The following is an 18,018-nucleotide window of genomic DNA, read 5'->3' on the forward strand; positions in this document are numbered from 1 at the left end:
GTCAAGTTTTAGCAACGGCCCAGACAAGCATCTGTTCGAACAGCGTCTTGTAGCCTTTCCACGCGATGAAGTCCGAAGGCAGCCAGTGCGGCCCGACATCGGAGGTCCAGGCGAGTGTGCGACCCTTGCCGTAGGTGCCGGTGACGAGCAACGGCTGCGACCCGTAGTCGGTCGAAACGGTGGCCAAGACCTCGGCGCCATCCTTGACGGTGACTTCATTATAGCCAAGCAGTACGGGCCAGTCCTTGCCGAGCCCCTGCAGGATCGGATGACCGGCATTGCCGGTTACCACGGGGATAAAGCCTTCCGGAACCTCGATACGGTCATCGACAGATAGGCAGGAGACGGGCAGTACCTCTTCTACGGGCGTCTTGTGATAGCGCGCGCCGCCATTGATGCCCTGGAAGCTGTAATAGCCGCCGAACATCAGCAGTGCACCGCCGTTGCGGACATAGTCGCGAAGCAGGCGCAGGCGGTTTGGCGTCGTCTTCGAATGGATCCAGGTGTCCGGGTGCAGCAGCAGTGTGTTCGCGCCGATATCGGAGAGGATGATGGCCTCATATTCCGACAGGGCCTCCATGGTCTGCGGGAAATCGCGCTGCGCCTCATGCGCCGGCATGAATTTCACATCGAAATCGCTGTCCTTCAGCGCCTTGAGCAGTTCGTCCGCGCCAGTGTGGTATGTGACGGTGGGGAACTGGTCGAAGCCCTTGATATGGGTAGCGGTCGACACCCACGACTCGCCCGCGAGTAGAACCTTGTGTTTGGACATGAAAACTCCTTGTGCATTATGGGGCGATCAGGCCGCCGCAGAAAATACAGATCTTGGATTGTCGGTGAGCATGCGATCGATGATTTCGGCATCGACACCGTGCCGCTTCAGGCGGGGCACGAAATGCTTGAGTATGTAGCCATAGCCGAAGCCGCCAAAACGGGTCAGCATCATCTTCAGGAACACGTCCTGCGACAGCAGCACCCGGTCACCAAAGCCCATATCGACAAGGGATCGGATTGCCCGGGCGTTCTGTTCGTCTGACGGCGACTGGGCATCCTGATCGGCGTAGTAATAGTCCATGCCGATCATGTCATATTCGAGAAAGGCGCCGCGCCGGGCGAGGCCTGTCTGATAGTCAAGATCCTCATGGCTTGGGTTCATGTGGCAGAGGATGGTGTGCTTCAGGTCAGCGCCTTCCTCCTCGACGACATCGAGCACTTCATTGGCCAGCCGCTCCCAGCCTGGAAGGTGGATTGACAGGGGAACGCCGGTGATGCGGGAAGCGCGTGCCGAAGCGCGCAGGGATTTGCGCTCCTCCGGCGTAAAATCCTTGCTGATGCCCACTTCGCCGATAATGCCTGCCATGATCTCGGGTTGGCTGTCGCCGCCACCGACATCATTGACGAGAAATTCGGTGACCGCGTCGACATGCATGTCTTTCAACCACCCCGGATGGGTGTGCTGAAGATAAAAGCCGGAGCCCATGACGATCTTGAGGTTGGCCATGCGCGAAATGCGCCGCAGCTTCACCGGATTGCGGCCAATGCCGAAATTGGTCGGATCGACGACGGTATGGCCGCCCAGCACCTGGAAGCGCTTGAGTTCGCTGAGCGCAAGATCGGTGTCAGTGAGCGAGACATTGTCCCGGTTGATATAAGGGTTCATGCGCAGTTCGCCGATGATCTCGATCGAGACCGGCCGCTCGGCGATGGCAAGCTCGTCCGGGTGGCAGGGGCATTTCCATGAACTCGCGCCATCAAGCAGGATGTGCTCGTGCATCAAGGTGACGCCCATCTCACCGACCGGCAGCGGACCCTGGACGGTCATTACCGTTCCGGATTTTACGCCAATGGGCACCCTGCTACGTTCGCTTGCTTCGAAGTCGAGACCCATGATCAACGGCTCCTGATCGCACCGCGGAACAGGCGGAAATTCAGCCAGATGGCGATGAGGATGATCGTGCCGGTGACAATTGGCGTGAGAAATGGCGACATATGGGCAAGGATCAGGCCGTTGGCGATTACAGCCACCGTCATGGCACCGAGTATGGTACCGATGATCGTGCCGCGGCCGCCAAACAGACTGGTGCCGCCGAGGACAACAGCCGCAATGACCTCGAGCTCGAAGCCCTGTCCGGCGTTGGATGAACCGGAACCTAGCCGGGCGGCAAGGATGATGCCTGCCGCGGCGGCAGCCGTACTGGAAAGCACATAGACCATCAGTGTCGTCAGGCGCGTATCGACGCCGGCGCGGCGAACCGCTTCGGCATTGGCACCAATGCCGGTGACGTAGCGGCCGAAGCGTGTCTCGTTGAAGGCGAGATAGGCAATGACGAGCACGACAAGTGCGATCAGCGCAGGCACTGGTACGCCAAGGAACCAGGCACGGCCAATGACGGTGAACGGGCTTGTCGCCTCGACCGGGATCGAATAGCCGCCGGTAATCAGCAGAGCGATGCCTCGGATAACCGAGAGGCCGGCTAGCGTGACGATAAAGGCAGGGATGCGCTCATAGGCAATGAAGAAACCTTGAATCGCACCGACGGCAGCACCGAGCAGCAGCATGGCGATGATCACCAATGGCCAAGGCAGGCCCGCCTGCAATGTGGCTGCTGAGAGGGTGGCGACCAGCGCCAACACAGAGCCGACCGAAAGGTCGATTCCGCCAGTGGTGATGACGAAGGTCATGGCGGCGGCGACGATCAGCAACGGCGCGGATTGGCGAACGATGTTGAGCAGATTTGGCGCCGTGAGAAAGGCGTCGGTCACCACCGAGAAAAGCAGGCAAACGACGAGGAAGAAAATCGCTATGGAAACGACGCTGCCATTGGCCATGAACCGGTCGCGCAACGTGCTTTCACGCACGCGGGATTGGGCCGCTACCGGGTGAAGGGCAGTGTTGTCGCCGGAGGTCGATGAATTGCTCATGGCCGTGCTCCATTGTCTTCGCTGCGGCGGGCAGAGCGCGCCTGGAACTTTCGCCCGACAATGAGATTGACGACGTCCTCGATGCTGGTCTCCTCGATGCGCCGTTCGGCGACATTGCGGCCTTCATACATCACCTGGATGCGATCGCAGACGAGGAACAGATCCTGCAGGCGGTGGGTAATGAGAATGACGCTGACCCCGCGCGCGCTGACGGCGCGGATGAGATCAAGAACCGCTTCGACCTCGGCGACCGCAAGGGCAGCGGTTGGCTCGTCCATGATGAGGACCGACGGCTCGAAGGATGCAGCGCGGCCGATGGCGATGGACTGGCGCTGGCCGCCGGAAAGGTTCTCAACCTTCAAGCGGGTGTCGGCGATAACGATGCCAAGACGATCCAACATGATGCGCGCTTCGTCATGCATGCGCTTCTTGTCGAGGAACGGCACGCCCAACACGCGCCGCCGCGGCTCGCGCCCAAGGAATATGTTGCCCGCTACATCGACCGTGTCGCACAGGGAAAGGTCCTGATAGACCATCTCCACATGCTCCGATCTGGCGTCGGCAGGAGAGGAAAAGGAAACAACCTTGCCGTCGATCTCGATCGTGCCTGAATCGGGGATGACCGCCCCCGAGAGCACCTTGCTCAGGGTCGACTTGCCGGCGCCGTTGTCGCCGACAAGGCCGAGCACTTCGCCGGGTTTCAGGTTGAGAGAGACGTTATCGAGCGTCTGGATCGTGTTGTACCGCTTGGATATGCCGGTCATGCGGACCCGGTATGTTTCACTGTCAATACTGTTCATCGCAATACCGTTGGGTTCAAGAAGGGCTCTCACCTCGGGAGGGGGCGCGGCATGTGCGGCCGCGCCCGTCGCGGACTTTGCTCTATTTGAACATGCCGCGGAACTGATCGACATTTTCCTTGGTCACAATCGTAACCGGTACGTTGATGATTGGCTCGATCTTTTCGCCCTTCTTCAGCTTGGTGAGCGCTTCGACAGCAGCCTTGCCTTCTCCGGCGGGATCCTGCTGCACGACAGCCGCAACCCAGCCGGCATCAATGCCTTCCACGGCCTGCTTGGTCAGGTCCCAGCCGAAGACCTTGACGTCGCCGGTGCGGCCCTGGCTCGTCACCGCCGAGACCGCGCCGATCAGTGCAGGTTCGCCGGTGGCGTAAAGCGTCGTCATATCCGGATTGGCGGTCATCAGGTTTTCCGCGGCCGTGAGGGCCACGTCCTGAACGTTCTGGCCGTCAACCGTATCGAGGAAGGTGATTTTCTGGCCGCTGTCCGCGACGGCTTTCTTGAAACCGTCGAGGCGCTGGTTCTGAATAAACGAATTGAGGGCGCCTATCACACCGATCTTGGCAGTGCCATCCATATTGGTCTTGACGTATTCGGCATAGGCCTTGCCAATGTCCTCACCCGCCTTGGTGTTGTCGACACCGACAAACGCGACATTGTCGCCATCAGGTATCTGCGCATCGATAGCGATGACCGGGATACCGGCAGCCTTCGCTGCCGTGATGGCCGGTTTGACGCCGTTGACATCGATGGCGACAAGAATGATGCCATCGACCTTCTGGGTGATGTAGTTTTCCATCGCGTCGTTCTGGGCGCTCGGAACATTGTTGGCATTGAAGATGACGAGCTTGGCACCGGCAGCATCCGCGGCCTTCTGTGCGCCCTCATTGATCTGGTTGAAGAACAGTGCCTGCTGATTGATTGTAACAAGCGCGAACGTATCGGCGAGGGCGGACGAGCCGACAGCCAGCGTAATAGCAATTGCTGCGGCGCAGCCGGAGAGTAGCTTGGTAAGACGCATTCCGATTCCCCTTTTTTCTGATTAAATCGGCCCGTGTGAGGGCGCACGTAAACTGAACGCAGAGGCATAATTCAAGAGACTTGAATGTATGTCAAGTAATTTGAAATGATGAAATTCAGTTATCTAGAAATATGAGAAAAATCAGTCCCGGGCCGGCTCCAGCCTAGAATGTTGGCGGGGTGTTTACCCAGAAAATGCTCGCCCGCTCGCTTCCAATGTTGCGGTAGTGATGGGGCAGGTCCGAGTTGAAAACGAAGGCATCGCCAGCCGCCAGCCGAAACTGGCGCTCACCGATGATCAGTTCAATTTCCCCAGCGAGGACATAGCCAACCTCCTCGCCGGCGTGTTGTATGGGGCCGGCGCTCGCCCCGTCCTTTTCGATGTGGTGGATATTGCACTGAAGCAAATGCCCCTGCGAATAGGGGATAATGCGTTCGAGCGAAATGCCTTCGCCGCGCCGCAGCGGATCGAGCGCGATGAGCGGCCGCGTCCCGGCACGAAAGACGATGCCCTCCTCACCATCGGATTCTTCAAACATCCAGCCAATATTGGTTTCAAGCACCTGAACGAGACGATGAAGCATTGGCAAGGATGGCGACGCCTTGCCATTCTCGATCTTGGACAGCAGGCTTTCCGAGCAGTTGGCAGCTTCGGAGAGCGCCTTCAGTGTCAAGCCGCGGGTCTGGCGCGCCAGCTTCAGCCTGGTACCAAGCCTGGCCGGATTGGCATCGGCAATCTCCCGCGAATTGTCGCGAGCCTGTTTGTCCAGTTCGATCTTGTTCATGTGCCTTGCCGTGACCTGCAGTTTCAACCGGTCGTCGGCATACATTCGCGCTCAAGCAATGACAATGCAAGTTCTTCCGCGTCGAGGCTCCAGGGGAAGGGATCAGGACAAACGCTTCTCTTGCATCAAGCGTTGCTCCTTCGCCTTTGTCTGTGTCCCTGTGATGACATGAGCAATAACAGCGGCGAATACGATCGAGCCACCGATAAGCGTACTCCTGCCCGGCACTTCACCGAATGCGAGCCATATCCACAGCGGCGCCAATGGAGCATCCAACGAACCGATGAGCGCGGTTTCTACGGCTGGCAAATGCTTGGCGCCGAGTGTGAACAGAGCAAGGCCGACTGCGGAGACCAGAATGCCGAACATGGCGATGAGCAGGAGGTCATATGCGGACACGGTAAGCGGGCTGCCAAGAGGCCAGCAGATCAGCGAACTGACAAGGGCTGACAGGCAGGCGGCGGGCAAGACGGAAATGTCGGGTGACCGCCGGACGATGATCATCAGCACCGCCATGCACAAGGTCATACCAAAGGCCAATAGGTCGCCGAAGAGTGTGCCTTCAGCGCCGACGCCAACCATGATGACAACGCCGATCAGTGCGGCCACGCTGGCAAGGATTGCGCTGACTGTCGACCGTTCGCCCATCGCAAACCAACCGAGGACAGCGGCAACGAAAGGGATGGTGGCGTAAATCACCGCCACATGCGCGACGGTCGTCTCCTTGAGCGAATTGATCAGGAACACCATGCCAAGCGCAGATACCGCGACGAAAAGCCAGCCAGCACGGCCAATATTCCAGAAGCTTTTCCAGATCGGGCCGTTTTCGGTGAGCACGATCACAGCCGCAATTCCAAGTGAACCGAAGATGCCGCGCCACGCGAGGATCGTCCAGCTGTCCAATGGAATGACCTGCGTGAACAACCCTGCCAGGCTCCACGCCACCGTGGACGCCGTCACCAGGATCAATCCGAGTCGATATCCTGCCGCCGGGTTCATGTGCTATCCTGTGACTTGTTCCGCGGTGTCGATCTAGCTCCTTGTTCGGCACCGATGGCAAGGCAGTGGCGCGGAAAATCGACGGTCTCCGACAATGCTGCGTCAGGGGACAAGCCGCGAGAGATTGCGACGTGCGGTCTTGATTGGCCGGGTGCCCTGCCGCATAAATGCGGCCCTCGAAACCTTCGTCTCCCATCCCCATGTCAGGAACCCGAACCATGTCACATGCCATCGTCCCCAGCTCAGGTGTTCTTGTCGGAAGGGCACGGGTTACCGGTCACGACCATCCGAGGATCGTCACGGTCCGGGATGGCAAGGTGTTCGACATCACCAACAAGACTGCGCCAACGGTGCGGGATATCGTCGAACTTGGTAATCCGGCCGCCTATGTGGCCGGTTCGACCGGGGCAGCGCTTGGCGACGTCGATGCGATCGTTCAGAACAGCTGGACCAAGAAATTCGATCCTGCCGTTCCAGCACTGCTTTCGCCGATCGATCTGCAGGCCGTAAAGGCGTCGGGTGTCACCTTCGTTGCATCTTTGCTGGAACGCGTCATCGAGGAACAGGCAAAAGGCGACAAGGCCAAGGCCGATTCGCTGCGAGACGATGTTCTCAAACTCATTGGTGCGGACCTCTCCAAGATCGTGCCCGGATCGCCCGCCGCGATGCAGGTGAAGGAAGCGTTGATCGCTCGCGGTGTCTGGAGCCAGTATCTGGAAGTGGGCATCGGGCCGGATGCTGAAATCTTCACGAAGGGCCAGCCAATGTCGACGGTGGGTTTTGGCGCAGACGTCGGACTGCACCCAATTTCGAGCTGGAACAATCCGGAGCCGGAGATCGTACTCGTCGTTTCGAGTGCCGGGCGCATCATCGGCGCAACGCTCGGAAACGATGTCAACCTGCGGGACGTCGAAGGTCGTTCGGCCCTGCTGCTCGGCAAGGCGAAGGACAACAATGCCTCCGGATCCGTCGGACCGTTCATTCGCCTGTTTGACGGGGATTTCACCATTGAAACGATCAAGGCTGCGGAACTGAGCATGCGCGTCGAGGGCGAGGATGGTTTCGTGCTTGATGGACACTCCAATATGGCGAAGATTTCGCGAACGCCAGAATCGCTGGTCGAGGCAACCATCGGGCGGCACCATCAGTATCCGGACGGACTTGTCCTCTTTCTCGGAACGATGTTCGCGCCGGTCAAGGACCGCGATGGGCCGGGCAAGGGCTTCACTCACAAGATCGGAGATGTCGTTTCCATTTCGACTCCCTCACTGGGAACGCTGTCGAACCGGGTGTTGCTTTCGACGGAATGCGCACCGTGGACCTATGGTGCCAGCCATCTGATGCGCGATCTCGGCAAGGCGGATCTATTGTAAGTTCGACCTTACGTCCAGAAATAACGGACCATGTGAAAGAAAATCGGAGCGGCAAAGACCAGACTGTCCGCCCGGTCGAGCATACCGCCATGGCCCTCGATCATGTGGCCCCAATCCTTGACGCCGCGATCGCGTTTGATCGCGGAGGCAACCAAACCACCAAAGAAGCCCATCACGCAGGACAGCGCTGCCATAAGTCCGGCTTGCAGCGGGGTGAACGGGGTGAGCCAGAAAAGCACAGCGCCGAGCAACGAGGCGCTGATGATGCCGCCAATCAGGCCCTCCCAGGTCTTGGAAGGTGATATTTTGGGCGCTACCTTGTGTTTGCCGAATAGTTTTCCGAACACATATTGCAGCACATCGCTGCCCTGGACTGTGGCAATCAGGAAGGCAATGAGCAACAGACCCTTACCCGCAAAGCCCGGTATGGCCAGTGTCAGCAATGCCGGTACATGGCTGATGCAATAGACCGACAGCATGATGCCCCATTGCTGTTCGCTGACGCGTTCAAGGAAGCGGGCAGTGTCGCCAGAGATCGCCGTAAGGGCAGGCATGGCAAGGAAGCAATAAACCGGAACGAAGATCGCAAAGAGCCCGTACCAGTCGATCCAGAGCAGGTAGTATTGCACCGGAATGATCACCAGAAACATGCCGAGCAGGATCCAGTGATCACCACGTCTTGTATGGGTCAGCGTCACATATTCGCGCAGTGCCGCGAACGACACGAAGGCAAACAGCAGGATGACGCCGCCCTTGCCAAACAGGAAGGCAATGGAAATGGCGGCGACCATGATCCACCACGCCTTGATGCGCGAATTCAGATTGACCAGCGTCGAGGGGAGGGCATCACCCTTGCGCGTGCTCTTCCAGTTCAGGACGGTCGCAATGGTGCTGGCGACAGTCAGAACGGCGAGCAGACCAAGGAATAGCCAGATCGTTTCAGCCACGGTCGAGCGCCCTTTGATGTTCGGGATCAAGGTCGAGCAGTGCCTGCTGAGACCGATGCAGGAAAGCGTGGCGATCTTCGCCGGATTCAAGAGCGACTGGCGCGCCAAAGACGACGCGGCACAGCAGCGGCACGGGCAGGAATGCGCCCTTCGGCAGAACGCGCGACATATTTTCGATCCAGCAGGGCACGAGTTCGACATCGGGACGGGCAAAGGCAAGATTGTAAATGCCGGAGCGGAAGCGCAGGAGCGGTTGCTCTGTCATGTTGCGCGTGCCTTCGGGGAAGATGATCAGGGAATGCCCATCATTCAGGGCATCGAGCATGATGACCATCGGATCTTCCCTCCGCTCAACCCAGTTGCGCTCCACGAGGACGGTGTTGAGCACGTCGCGGGCAAGGACATGGCGGATTTTGTTCTTGCGCCAGTAGTCGGCCCCCGCGACTGCTCTTGTCCGTTCCCGTTCTTGCGGCGGAAGACACGCGGAAAGCAGGATGAAATCGCCATGGCTGGCGTGGTTGGCAAAATATATGCGCTGCCGGTCAGACGGCGCACAACCTTGCCAGATCGGTCGCACGCCTGTGATTGCGCGCGCCATTCCGGCTAGCACCATGGCGGCCATGCGACGCAACAATGGCTTCGCGTTCATTTCGTCCCCCAGACTGACGCTAGACAATCCACAATCCATAGGCAGTCAAAGCAGCGAATAGAGCAAGAGAAGCCGCAAATGCAAGGTGCAGTTTCATCAGCAGGTTGTTCGTCGCGGCGATTCGCACACGAAGCGGTCGCGTTACTTTCGGGCACTTGCGAATGTGCATGCGCTCAAGCAGGTCATCCGCGGCCCTGCAGCCAGCCGTTTCGTCCTCATGCGACGCGATGAAATTGAACAAGGCCGCGTCAAAGCGAAGGTAGATGGCAAGAAAAAGCGTAATCAGCCCGCCTACGATCATGAGTGGCCAGAGCCAGCTGAACAGGGGCCCACCGGCGTCGCCGACGATGGACGACGCAACCAATAGGAGGCAGGTCAGGAAGCCGTAGGTATGGGCGCGGTGCTTCAGGCGCGCAGCGAATGTTGCGGCATCCTCATCCATTGTGGTCTCCTTCCTCTCCCGCTGCACGCCGGAGACCGGCGCGGATACGATTGACCATGGTATAGAGCGATAACAGTGCCATCAGCGGAAAAGCCCAGCCGAACCAGGTTGGCAGCACGACACCGCAGCCTATCAGTGCGGCAATGATGCCAAGTGCCAGCGCCCGGTCACTCTTGCCAAAGGGGCCATCATAAGCACGACCGCCGCCAACCATTGCGCCCAGCAGTCCCGCATATTCCGCGAGGATCGCGGCAATTGCGAAAGCGACGACGCCTGTTGCGGAAAATGGCGCGACCAGCAGAAAAGGCAGGATGAGCGCCACATCGGAGATCACGTCACCGATCTCGTTAAGGTAGGCGCCGAGCTTCGATGCCTGGCCAAATTCCCGCGCCATCATTCCATCAATCGCATTGAGCGCCATGCGCACGAACAACACCACCGGCAATGTCCAGAAAAGCAAAGTCGCCGTCGGAAACAGAGCAATCAGCCCGCCCGCAAGTATGGAGAGCACCGTTGCAGCGACAGTCACCTGGTTGGCTGTAGCACCCCTCGCGACCAGGCGGCCCACAAGCGGGCGCAGGAGATTTTGGAACGCAGGCTTGATGGAATAGAGCGTTGGCATGGATCGTCTCCCGATTGTGCCGCATGTCTCTACATAAACTTAGGCGGGTATGGATTTCAAATCCGTTCGACCGGACGAGGGGAGGGCTTTGACGATATTCCGTCCAGAGTGCTTGGCGAGGTAGAGAGCCCTGTCGGCATTTTCAAGCAGTTCGGCCGAACCCTGGAAGGTCGCGCTTCGGACCGATGCGACGCCCACGCTGGCCGTGATACGGATGACCTCATCGTGGGTTGTCTTGATAATAAGACTGCTGATTGAGAGCCTGATCTTTTCTGCTTCGGCGATCGCATCCTGCAAGCTGCAACCCGGGAAAACCACGGAGAATTCTTCACCGCCATAGCGGGCGGCGTGGCATTCGCGCTCGGCAGCAACACTGCGCAGCACATTCGCCGTCATTTTCAGGCAAGTATCACCCATTTGATGACCGTACTGGTCATTGATGGATTTGAAGTGGTCGAGATCCACCATGAGTATGGCGAGATCAGTTTCACCTCCCATGGCCTTGGCAAACTCGTCTTCAAGGCGCTTTTCAAAACTTCGCCTGTTTGCAAGGGTGGTCAGGCCATCTTCTTCCGATAGTGCCTGGAGAATGGAATTCGTTCGCAAGAGATCATGCGAAACGCGCCCGTACGCCTCAATGGCCTCGTAGATGGTAGACAGTTCGCGGAACAGAGGCCGACGGAGCTTGAAACCGCGCGTTTCATAACGATCGATCGATTGGAGGCCCTCAATGGCAGAGTTTATGGGGCTGATGATGTGTCTCGCGACGATGTAGATGGCGCCGACGGCTGTGATGACCGGCAGGATCAAGATGATGATCCACGCAATCTGGATCATGCGGGCGGTGCGCTGGATATCGCCTGACATGCCATAGGCAAGAACCGCGGCGTCACTGATCATGGACTGGCTCAGCTTATCGGTAATCCGCATCGCATTCTGGTAGATTTCGAGGGCCTGCTTTTCCAGATCCGCCCGAATGCCGGGGTCCATGGCGGCGCTCGCACCCGAATCCATCTTGCGGACTTGCTCTCGTATGGCGACGATCTTCTTGACGGAAGCGCCAACGTCCAGGACACCTTTAGCCAGTTCATTGTTCTCGTCGAGCGTGAAGCTCTGGGCAAGCACATGAGTCTGCAGCTGAAGTTGCCGCTCGAGTTCCCGGTCCTTGGCGAGATAGATCGACCGTGCAAGCGACGCCAATCGTTCGACTTTAATTGCGTTGCGGTTCTGGCTCATGACCAGCGGCAATTGTTGTTCCTGGGTGTACCGAGCATCGTTCTCGATCTTGCGCAGGAAGACGATGGAGAAGCCTGCAGCAATGATCGCGTAAAGAAGCACAAAACCGATGAGCAGCCTGCCGGCTGCAGCCATCGATATTTGAAAGCCTTTCGTCGTTGCTGTCATGCTCTCGTTGTGACCTAATAGATGCTAAAGGGAAAATAGGTGTTGTTGATGCGGTCGTAGGTACCGTTAAGCCGGATTTGACTGATTGCTTCATTGACTTTGGCAATCAGTGCATGGTTGCCCTTGTGTGCGGTGATGTGGGCGGAACTCTTCAGAAAATCGTTGGTAACCGGGTCGCCTACGTAGTCAAACTTCGAACTTTCCGGCGCCTGCAGGAAGGTCAGCAAGTCGATGGAATCGGCCAGGACCAGATCCACCTCACCCGCCTGTAGCAGTTTCTGTGCCTCCGGCTGGTCCTTCGTCAACACGATCGTGCTTTCGGTATAGGCCTTCTGCAGGTATTCCGACTGGATTGTCTGACTGCCGGCTGCGATGCGCAAGCCCTTCAATGCGGCAGGCGATATGTCCTTGAATCTGTTGGGATCACCGGCAAATGCCGAATGCGAACGGTAGTAGGAGTCCGAGAATTCCATCCGTTTGGCACGGGCGTCGGTGTATGACATACTGGCGACGATGAGATCGTATTGATTGTTTTCGAGCCGCGGGATGATGTCGTCCCAAGGCACGGCAATGAAAGAACATGTGGCTTTCATTTCGTGGCACACAGCCTTGGCGATGTCGACATCGAACCCGACCAGATTTCCCGAAGCATCGATAGAATTGAATGGGGGATAAGCACCTTCGGTTGCTATCTTCAACTTCAGTTCATCTGCGGTTGCCACACATGCAAAGGTGAGAACCGCGATCGTTACCACTGCAAAAGATGTCGTTTTCATATGGCTGTTCTCCACATTTCAGGATGACAGAATGATGCAGTCGAAATGAATAAACTGTGAGCGCTGGTCAATAAGCGTGAACATGCTTGATTTATCATGAAAAGATTTTGTTGCATTATATTATTTGGAAATACTGGCTGACATGGCACTGAAAACGGGAGAGACTTCCTCCAAAGTCTGGCCCCGATCGCCCGATATGACGACGAGCCGGCTGATCCACATGCCGCAGACAGCGCCGGCGGTAATCAGCACAACAGTCATTGTTGCCAAGAACCATCGCCGGTCGAGATAGCGAGACATTCAGAATTTCCCCCAAGCTTGCTGTACAAATCGAGACGCCGGTCTGTAAGCATGCGTTGGCTATTAATGACATCGGGACTGTTAAGATTTCTCTGATTTTCCGTGAACGTGGTCATTTGAAGCGTAACCGGGGGTTGTGGCGCGCGGTATGAATGGAAAAAGTCCAACAGGTAAATATTGCAACAATATTTTCATGGGAGAGTATTCAGGATAAGAGTCGAGTTTGAGGGTGGAGTTATAATAAAAACAAATGAAACCGGCCAGATCAGAGCAGGAATTTCAGAATATTCTACGGCGGCTGGAGCTTGCGCTTGACGCTTCGCAAATCGGGGTTTGGGAGCACAACGCCGAGAATGAGGTCCTCTGGGACCTGCAGATGCACCGCCTCTATGCAACAGGCAAAACGCAAAGAAATGTAATGGCCGACCAGTGGGTCGACGCCATTCATCCGGACGATCGTGCGCGAGCCGAGGAGGATTTCGAGGAGGCTATCCGGCGTAAAGGGGACTATTCGTCCGAGTTCAGGATTGTCCTGCCTGATGGGGATATCCGTCACATCCGATCGAGGGCACACTATTATGAAGACGGTGAGACTGCAACGTTCATCGGTGCCGAATGGGATGTGACAGCGGACGTGATGCTGACGCGCGAGCTTTCTGCCCAAAAGGCAATCGCCGAGGCCAGGGCGCTGGCGCTTGAGGCGAGCACTGCCCAGATCGAATATGCTGCCGAACACGATTACCTGACGGGCCTGCCCAACAGGCGTTTTTTTGACAAACGGCTTTCGGAGCTGTCTGCCGACTGCAGTGTCGAACGGCTGGCAATTCTGCATGTCGATCTGGATTACTTCAAGCAAATCAACGACACAGCTGGCCATGCCGCCGGCGATGCAGTGCTGAAATCCGCAGCGCTCATGATCGCATCGGTTGTCCCGGAGAATGGATTTGTGGCGCGCATGGGTGGTGACGAATTCGTGGTTCTGATCCCGAATTTCTCGACGCTCGGCGAACTGGAGATCGTCGCGCAACATATTGTCAGGCTGCTCAGGCAGGGTGTTTCTTACGGAGGTTCGTTGCTGCAGACAGGTGCTTCAATCGGTGTGGCCTGGACGAATGACGGAAGTGCGGCAGGCCTGCTGGCCGAATCCGACGTCGCTCTCTATCGCTCAAAGAATCTCGGACGAAACAGGGTGGAATTTTTCGCGCCACATCTGAAAACGGGGTTGTCGCGCGATCGGCGGATCGCGGAGCATGTCAAAGTTGGTTTGGAGAGGGGCGAGTTTATTCCATTCTATCAGTTGCAGGTCGACGCGCGCACGCAAAGCATTGTGGGCATTGAGGCACTCGCGCGCTGGAGACATCCGCAACGGGGATTACTCGCACCCGAATCCTTCATGAAGGTGGCGGCCACACTGGGGCTGATCGCCGAGTTTGACGCAGCAATCCTCAGGGCAATCATACGTGACCGGCAAAGCTGGGAAACGCTGGGGGTCACCGTACCGCGGATCGCCGTCAATACATCGGCCGCGCGGTTGTCAGACCCGACCCTCGTCGATCAGCTCAAGCAATTGCAGATCGAACCGCACACACTGTCCTTCGAGCTTCTGGAGACAGTTTTTCTCGATGAGATAGAGGACGATGTTCTCACCAATATCGCTGCGCTCAAGCAGATGGAGATCGATATTGAAGTCGATGACTTCGGTTCAGGGCACGCGTCGATCATCGGCTTGTTGAAGCTCAAGCCGAAACGGCTCAAGATCGACCAACGACTGGTCATGCCGATCATAAAATCACGCGAACAGAGAAGCCTAATCCGGGCGATCGTCGGTATAGCCAAAACACTCGGGATAGGCGTCATCGCCGAAGGCGTCGAGACGCAGGCGCACGCAAGGCTCTTGCGCCGGCTAGGGTGCGATACGTTACAAGGCTACGCGATCGCGCATCCAGTCTCATCGCTGGACCTATGCGCTCGTCTGGCTGCGGCGCAGAGGGTCAGGCTAGCAGGATAAGCCTCACCTATCTGCGTCAGTGCTCCGTTCGGGACTCACTTGCCGCAATCGGAACGTTCCTGAGGGGAAACGGCTTCTGGAAATGACCGCGTCCAGCCAGGACGTTGAGTTCACGATTTGCTGCCATTGCGGCAAGCTCGTCTTCATCGCGAACGCCGCTTTCGAATATGGCCATGATAATGCGGGCGAGGTCGTTGCAGCGCTCGTGCGTCTTGGGACAACGGTCCAGCAAGCGAGATGCCTGGTTGTGAGCTCGCTGCATAATTTCCCAATCGGTAGTCGCAAAGATACGTCGGTCTCGATCCGAAAATGCCATGACACGCTCCCATCTGTCTGGGCGAGAACACATCAGAAATTGCGGGTCGCCGTTCCCGCAGACTGGCAATACTGAGAAAAGCTAAGCGCATTTCCGGAGCAGCCGCAATTCGAATTTAATTGTGCAATCTTCCGCACCACTTACCGCAATGCGAAATCATGGGTGGTACCATCAAAACGGACGAAGACCCATCCAACCTGTGGGCTAAGCCCGACGAAGTACGCTAAGCCGGTTGGTTGATGGGGCTAAGACATTCACGTATTTGCTCGTTCCAGCAGGCGCATAAGTCCGGTTTCGGCACCGCTGAGGCCTTTGCGAAGTGGAGCCCGCAGAAGCGACGTGTCGAGTTCACCGGCATTAAAGCAGTCGGTGATCAAAGGGTGGACATAGCTCGATCGTGTTACGGCGGGTGTGTTGCGTAGAAACTCGCTGACGTTGCGCATGGCTGCAGCGATCGCGCGTTTTTTGGCCGCATCAGTTGTTGCGTCGACTTGGGCAAGAAACTCAAGTGCGCGTGCCGAACCATGGAACGTGCGAAAATCCTTGGCGCTCACCTTCGAGCCAGAGATCTCGCGCAAGTAGTTGTTGAGTTCGCTAGCGCGCAGGGTACGCCAGCGGCGTTCGAATTTGTACTGGAATAGCCTTCCGCGCCGCTTCAACGCCTTTAATCGCTTCACTGCAACCTGATCCTTGATTGTTATCTCCTGCTTTTTCTTGGACTTGCCGGCAAAAACGAAATTGGCAACGTTGCCGTTGATCCTGAGGTCACCGGTCCTCAGCGATGCGATGCCACGGCCGCCATCCTTGGCGTATTTCTCGTGTCCCGCACGGAAGGCTTTCTGGTCTATCAGCTTTATGGCAAGTGCGGCCAGCGGGCGGCTCGAGGTCGGGGCGCGTCGCATGTCATGGAGAATGCGTTTGCGGATACCAGGAAGTGCCTTGCCGAAGGCGAGCAGGCGGTGGGCCTTGATGCTGTTGCGCACCGACTCCCAACTCGGGTGATAAATATACTGACGGCGTCCAAGGTCATCCTTGCCGACGGCCTGAATATGCCCGTTCTCGCTGTCGCAGCAGAAAACCTCGGTCCATGCTGGAGGTATGACCAGAGACACCAAACGCTCAATGTGCTTATGAGAAATTGGCCGGCCATTCGTACGGATGTACCGAAACCTGCCCTTGTAAGGTTCGCGTTTCAGGCTGAATGTTTCCGGATCGACCAGCTCAAGCCCGAGTTCTTTCGCGTAATCTGCATAATCCGGCTGCATGTCTTCACCCTGTTGCTGCGGGCGAGGAACGTCGTGGTACGCAGAGCAGTTCCCTGCGCAACCAAAAAGGTGCATGGTGGTGCGGAATCCGCTGCGGAATACGATCCCCGTTGGCAAGCGATGGAGGAACGATCATGGTCAAATTCGCCCTGTACGTACCACTCGAAGCGAAGTCCGGAAAAGAAGAGGAGGTTGCTGCGTTTTTGCGTGCCGGCCTGCCACTTGTGAATGAGGAGCCCGGGACCGTTGCCTGGTTCGGCGTCCGGCTCGGCAAAAGCTCCTTTGCAATTTTCGATGCGTTTCCGGATGAAGAGGGGCGGGGTGCGCATCTGTCAGGCAAGGTTGCTGCCGCGCTGATGGCACGGGCTGACGAGCTGTTTGCAAGCCCGCCGCAGATCAACAAACTCGACGTGCTCGCGGCAAAGCTGCCCTGAAACGTCTATCGATCGTCTGGAACCAAATAACAGCCGCTCCGTTCATGCCAATTTCAAGGGAAGGTACGCCATGGCGCCACGCTCATTCTGGAAGGGGTATCTCAAGCTCTCGCTCGTGACTTGTCCGGTCGCAATGGTTCCGGCCACGACTGAGGAAGAAAAGGTCCGCTTTCACACACTGAACCGGAAAACCGGCAATCGTGTCGTGAGTCAATATGTTGATTCCGTAAGTGGCAAGCCAGTCGACGAGGATGATGAGGTCAAGGGCTACCAGCGCGGCGAAGACGAGTACGTCATGCTCGAGGATGACGAGATCAACGCGGTGGCGCTCGAAAGCACGCGGACGATCGATATCGAAATGTTCGTGCCGCGCGAGAGCATAGACTGGATATGGTATGACAAGCCCCATTATCTGACCCCGGACGATCCGGTGGGCGAGGAGGCCTTTTCCGTCATTCGCGACGCGATGGAAGCGACTGGCAGAGTCGGTATTTCCCGGCTGGTCATGTACAGGCGCGAACGGGCAGTGATGCTCGAACCGCGTGGCCTTGGCATTGTCCTGTGGACGCTGCGCTATGGGGATGAGGTTCGCGACCGCGATGCTTATTTCGGTGATATCAAGAGCGGGACGACCGACGCGCAGCTGATGACGCTGGTGCAGACGCTGATCGACGAGCGGACCAAGCCCTGGGACCCGAAGATGGTCGATGACCCGGTCCAGGACCGGCTCCTTGAAATCATTGCCGCGAAGAAGAAGGGCAAAAAGCGACCAGTCGCGAAGGCGGCCGAACCCGAACCAGCCAGCAACGTCATCAACATCATGGACGCCTTGCGCAAAAGCATTGCCAGTGAGAGCAAGCCGACCAAAAAACGCTAAGAGACTGTTTGTAAACTCTACTGCGGCGGTCATCTGACGCGATTTTCTGCGCTTCCGGTGCTCACGTACTAAGTACGCT

At 57.4% G+C, this 18,018-nt stretch carries 20 protein-coding genes; 4 read left to right on the plus strand and 16 right to left on the minus strand.

Annotation, left to right across the window (positions count from 1 at the left end):
• Nucleotide 1 precedes the first annotated feature (1 nt).
• The 7 genes from CU102_RS09575 to CU102_RS09605 form a co-directional block, all read right to left on the minus strand.
• Nucleotides 2–772 (minus strand): glutamine amidotransferase, encoded by a 771-nt coding sequence (locus tag CU102_RS09575; RefSeq protein WP_106710878.1) that lies wholly within the window; start codon nt 770–772, stop codon nt 2–4.
• A 27-nt stretch (nt 773–799) separates the two neighbouring features.
• Nucleotides 800–1,888 carry a phosphotriesterase family protein gene (locus CU102_RS09580; protein WP_106710879.1) on the minus strand — a complete coding sequence of 363 codons (1,089 nt, stop codon included), beginning with the start codon at nt 1,886–1,888 and terminating at the stop codon, nt 800–802.
• A gap of 2 nt (nt 1,889–1,890) precedes the next feature.
• Entirely contained in the window at nt 1,891–2,922 is a 1,032-nt protein-coding gene (locus CU102_RS09585) for an ABC transporter permease (RefSeq protein ID WP_106710880.1), read from the minus strand.
• On the minus strand, nt 2,919–3,722 hold the full coding sequence (locus CU102_RS09590) for an ATP-binding cassette domain-containing protein (protein ID WP_166648490.1): 804 nt from the start codon (nt 3,720–3,722) through the stop codon (nt 2,919–2,921). Before CU102_RS09590 ends, CU102_RS09585 begins: the two co-directional genes overlap by 4 nt.
• An 82-nt stretch (nt 3,723–3,804) precedes the next feature.
• Nucleotides 3,805–4,743: an ABC transporter substrate-binding protein gene (locus tag CU102_RS09595; protein ID WP_106710881.1), complete on the minus strand. Its 939-nt coding sequence runs from the start codon at nt 4,741–4,743 to the stop codon at nt 3,805–3,807.
• Nucleotides 4,744–4,906: 163 nt separating this feature from the next.
• Nucleotides 4,907–5,527, minus strand: coding sequence for a cupin domain-containing protein (locus CU102_RS09600; RefSeq protein WP_106711055.1), 621 nt, complete (start codon nt 5,525–5,527; stop codon nt 4,907–4,909).
• A gap of 102 nt (nt 5,528–5,629) precedes the next feature.
• Nucleotides 5,630–6,526 carry a DMT family transporter gene (locus tag CU102_RS09605; RefSeq protein ID WP_106710882.1) on the minus strand — a complete coding sequence of 299 codons (897 nt, stop codon included), beginning with the start codon at nt 6,524–6,526 and terminating at the stop codon, nt 5,630–5,632.
• Nucleotides 6,527–6,744: 218 nt separating this feature from the next.
• Here CU102_RS09605 and CU102_RS09610 point away from each other — a divergent pair, with 218 nt between their 5' ends.
• Nucleotides 6,745–7,899 carry a fumarylacetoacetate hydrolase family protein gene (locus tag CU102_RS09610; protein WP_106710883.1) on the plus strand — a complete coding sequence of 385 codons (1,155 nt, stop codon included), beginning with the start codon at nt 6,745–6,747 and terminating at the stop codon, nt 7,897–7,899.
• A gap of 8 nt (nt 7,900–7,907) precedes the next feature.
• On the opposite strand, the gene CU102_RS09615 is transcribed toward CU102_RS09610, so the two are convergent.
• From CU102_RS09615 to CU102_RS09645, 7 genes are all read right to left on the minus strand, one after another.
• Nucleotides 7,908–8,846, minus strand: coding sequence for a phosphatidate cytidylyltransferase (locus tag CU102_RS09615; protein WP_106711056.1), 939 nt, complete (start codon nt 8,844–8,846; stop codon nt 7,908–7,910).
• Entirely contained in the window at nt 8,839–9,495 is a 657-nt protein-coding gene (locus tag CU102_RS09620; RefSeq protein WP_106710884.1) for a lysophospholipid acyltransferase family protein, read from the minus strand. The genes CU102_RS09615 and CU102_RS09620 overlap by 8 nt, the downstream gene beginning before the upstream one ends.
• 19 nt (nt 9,496–9,514) lie before the next feature.
• Entirely contained in the window at nt 9,515–9,937 is a 423-nt protein-coding gene (locus CU102_RS09625; protein WP_106710885.1) for a hypothetical protein, read from the minus strand.
• Nucleotides 9,930–10,559, minus strand: a complete 630-nt coding sequence (locus CU102_RS09630; RefSeq protein WP_106710886.1) for a CDP-alcohol phosphatidyltransferase family protein — start codon at nt 10,557–10,559, stop codon at nt 9,930–9,932. The genes CU102_RS09625 and CU102_RS09630 overlap by 8 nt, the downstream gene beginning before the upstream one ends.
• Before the next feature lie 39 nt (nt 10,560–10,598).
• Nucleotides 10,599–11,963 carry a GGDEF domain-containing protein gene (locus CU102_RS09635; RefSeq protein ID WP_106710887.1) on the minus strand — a complete coding sequence of 455 codons (1,365 nt, stop codon included), beginning with the start codon at nt 11,961–11,963 and terminating at the stop codon, nt 10,599–10,601.
• Between the two features lie 14 nt (nt 11,964–11,977).
• Entirely contained in the window at nt 11,978–12,739 is a 762-nt protein-coding gene (locus tag CU102_RS09640) for a transporter substrate-binding domain-containing protein (protein ID WP_106710888.1), read from the minus strand.
• A 120-nt stretch (nt 12,740–12,859) separates the two neighbouring features.
• A complete protein-coding gene (locus CU102_RS09645) occupies nt 12,860–13,039 on the minus strand; it encodes a hypothetical protein (protein WP_106710889.1) in 180 nt (59 codons plus the stop codon).
• 250 nt (nt 13,040–13,289) lie between these two features.
• Between CU102_RS09645 and CU102_RS09650 the strand changes: the two genes are divergently transcribed.
• Nucleotides 13,290–15,047 (plus strand): putative bifunctional diguanylate cyclase/phosphodiesterase, encoded by a 1,758-nt coding sequence (locus tag CU102_RS09650; protein ID WP_106710890.1) that lies wholly within the window; start codon nt 13,290–13,292, stop codon nt 15,045–15,047.
• Nucleotides 15,048–15,063: 16 nt separating this feature from the next.
• Here CU102_RS09650 and CU102_RS09655 read toward each other — a convergent pair whose 3' ends face one another.
• Both CU102_RS09655 and CU102_RS09660 read right to left on the minus strand, forming a co-directional pair.
• A complete protein-coding gene (locus CU102_RS09655; protein WP_106710891.1) occupies nt 15,064–15,363 on the minus strand; it encodes a hypothetical protein in 300 nt (99 codons plus the stop codon).
• A 254-nt stretch (nt 15,364–15,617) separates the two neighbouring features.
• Entirely contained in the window at nt 15,618–16,628 is a 1,011-nt protein-coding gene (locus tag CU102_RS09660; RefSeq protein ID WP_166648491.1) for a DNA topoisomerase IB, read from the minus strand.
• A gap of 134 nt (nt 16,629–16,762) precedes the next feature.
• Here CU102_RS09660 and CU102_RS09665 point away from each other — a divergent pair, with 134 nt between their 5' ends.
• Together CU102_RS09665 and ku are read left to right on the plus strand one after the other, a co-directional pair.
• Nucleotides 16,763–17,062, plus strand: coding sequence for a putative quinol monooxygenase (locus CU102_RS09665; RefSeq protein WP_106711057.1), 300 nt, complete (start codon nt 16,763–16,765; stop codon nt 17,060–17,062).
• A 70-nt stretch (nt 17,063–17,132) separates the two neighbouring features.
• A complete protein-coding gene (gene ku / locus CU102_RS09670; RefSeq protein WP_106710893.1) occupies nt 17,133–17,939 on the plus strand; it encodes a non-homologous end joining protein Ku in 807 nt (268 codons plus the stop codon).
• The last annotated feature ends 79 nt before the right edge of the window (nt 17,940–18,018 follow it).

It is taken from the genome of Phyllobacterium brassicacearum (genome assembly GCF_003010955.1).
In the GTDB taxonomy this organism is placed as follows: domain Bacteria; phylum Pseudomonadota; class Alphaproteobacteria; order Rhizobiales; family Rhizobiaceae; genus Phyllobacterium; species Phyllobacterium brassicacearum.

What these genes read in the sequence shown, in the direction of transcription:
- CU102_RS09665 (WP_106711057.1), top strand. Translation starts at nt 16,763, where the DNA reads ATGGTCAAATTCGCCCTGTACGTACCACTCGAAGCGAAGTCCGGAAAA.
- CU102_RS09610 (WP_106710883.1), top strand. Translation starts at nt 6,745, where the DNA reads ATGTCACATGCCATCGTCCCCAGCTCAGGTGTTCTTGTCGGAAGGGCA.
- CU102_RS09585 (WP_106710880.1), bottom strand. Translation starts at nt 2,922, where the DNA reads ATGAGCAATTCATCGACCTCCGGCGACAACACTGCCCTTCACCCGGTA.
- CU102_RS09635 (WP_106710887.1), bottom strand. Translation starts at nt 11,963, where the DNA reads ATGACAGCAACGACGAAAGGCTTTCAAATATCGATGGCTGCAGCCGGC.
- CU102_RS09575 (WP_106710878.1), bottom strand. Translation starts at nt 772, where the DNA reads ATGTCCAAACACAAGGTTCTACTCGCGGGCGAGTCGTGGGTGTCGACC.
- CU102_RS09600 (WP_106711055.1), bottom strand. Translation starts at nt 5,527, where the DNA reads ATGAACAAGATCGAACTGGACAAACAGGCTCGCGACAATTCGCGGGAG.
- ku (WP_106710893.1), top strand. Translation starts at nt 17,133, where the DNA reads ATGGCGCCACGCTCATTCTGGAAGGGGTATCTCAAGCTCTCGCTCGTG.
- CU102_RS09625 (WP_106710885.1), bottom strand. Translation starts at nt 9,937, where the DNA reads ATGGATGAGGATGCCGCAACATTCGCTGCGCGCCTGAAGCACCGCGCC.
- CU102_RS09605 (WP_106710882.1), bottom strand. Translation starts at nt 6,526, where the DNA reads ATGAACCCGGCGGCAGGATATCGACTCGGATTGATCCTGGTGACGGCG.
- CU102_RS09620 (WP_106710884.1), bottom strand. Translation starts at nt 9,495, where the DNA reads ATGAACGCGAAGCCATTGTTGCGTCGCATGGCCGCCATGGTGCTAGCC.
- CU102_RS09630 (WP_106710886.1), bottom strand. Translation starts at nt 10,559, where the DNA reads ATGCCAACGCTCTATTCCATCAAGCCTGCGTTCCAAAATCTCCTGCGC.
- CU102_RS09650 (WP_106710890.1), top strand. Translation starts at nt 13,290, where the DNA reads ATGAAACCGGCCAGATCAGAGCAGGAATTTCAGAATATTCTACGGCGG.
- CU102_RS09655 (WP_106710891.1), bottom strand. Translation starts at nt 15,363, where the DNA reads ATGGCATTTTCGGATCGAGACCGACGTATCTTTGCGACTACCGATTGG.
- CU102_RS09645 (WP_106710889.1), bottom strand. Translation starts at nt 13,039, where the DNA reads ATGTCTCGCTATCTCGACCGGCGATGGTTCTTGGCAACAATGACTGTT.
- CU102_RS09590 (WP_166648490.1), bottom strand. Translation starts at nt 3,722, where the DNA reads ATGAACAGTATTGACAGTGAAACATACCGGGTCCGCATGACCGGCATA.
- CU102_RS09595 (WP_106710881.1), bottom strand. Translation starts at nt 4,743, where the DNA reads ATGCGTCTTACCAAGCTACTCTCCGGCTGCGCCGCAGCAATTGCTATT.
- CU102_RS09580 (WP_106710879.1), bottom strand. Translation starts at nt 1,888, where the DNA reads ATGGGTCTCGACTTCGAAGCAAGCGAACGTAGCAGGGTGCCCATTGGC.
- CU102_RS09660 (WP_166648491.1), bottom strand. Translation starts at nt 16,628, where the DNA reads ATGCAGCCGGATTATGCAGATTACGCGAAAGAACTCGGGCTTGAGCTG.
- CU102_RS09640 (WP_106710888.1), bottom strand. Translation starts at nt 12,739, where the DNA reads ATGAAAACGACATCTTTTGCAGTGGTAACGATCGCGGTTCTCACCTTT.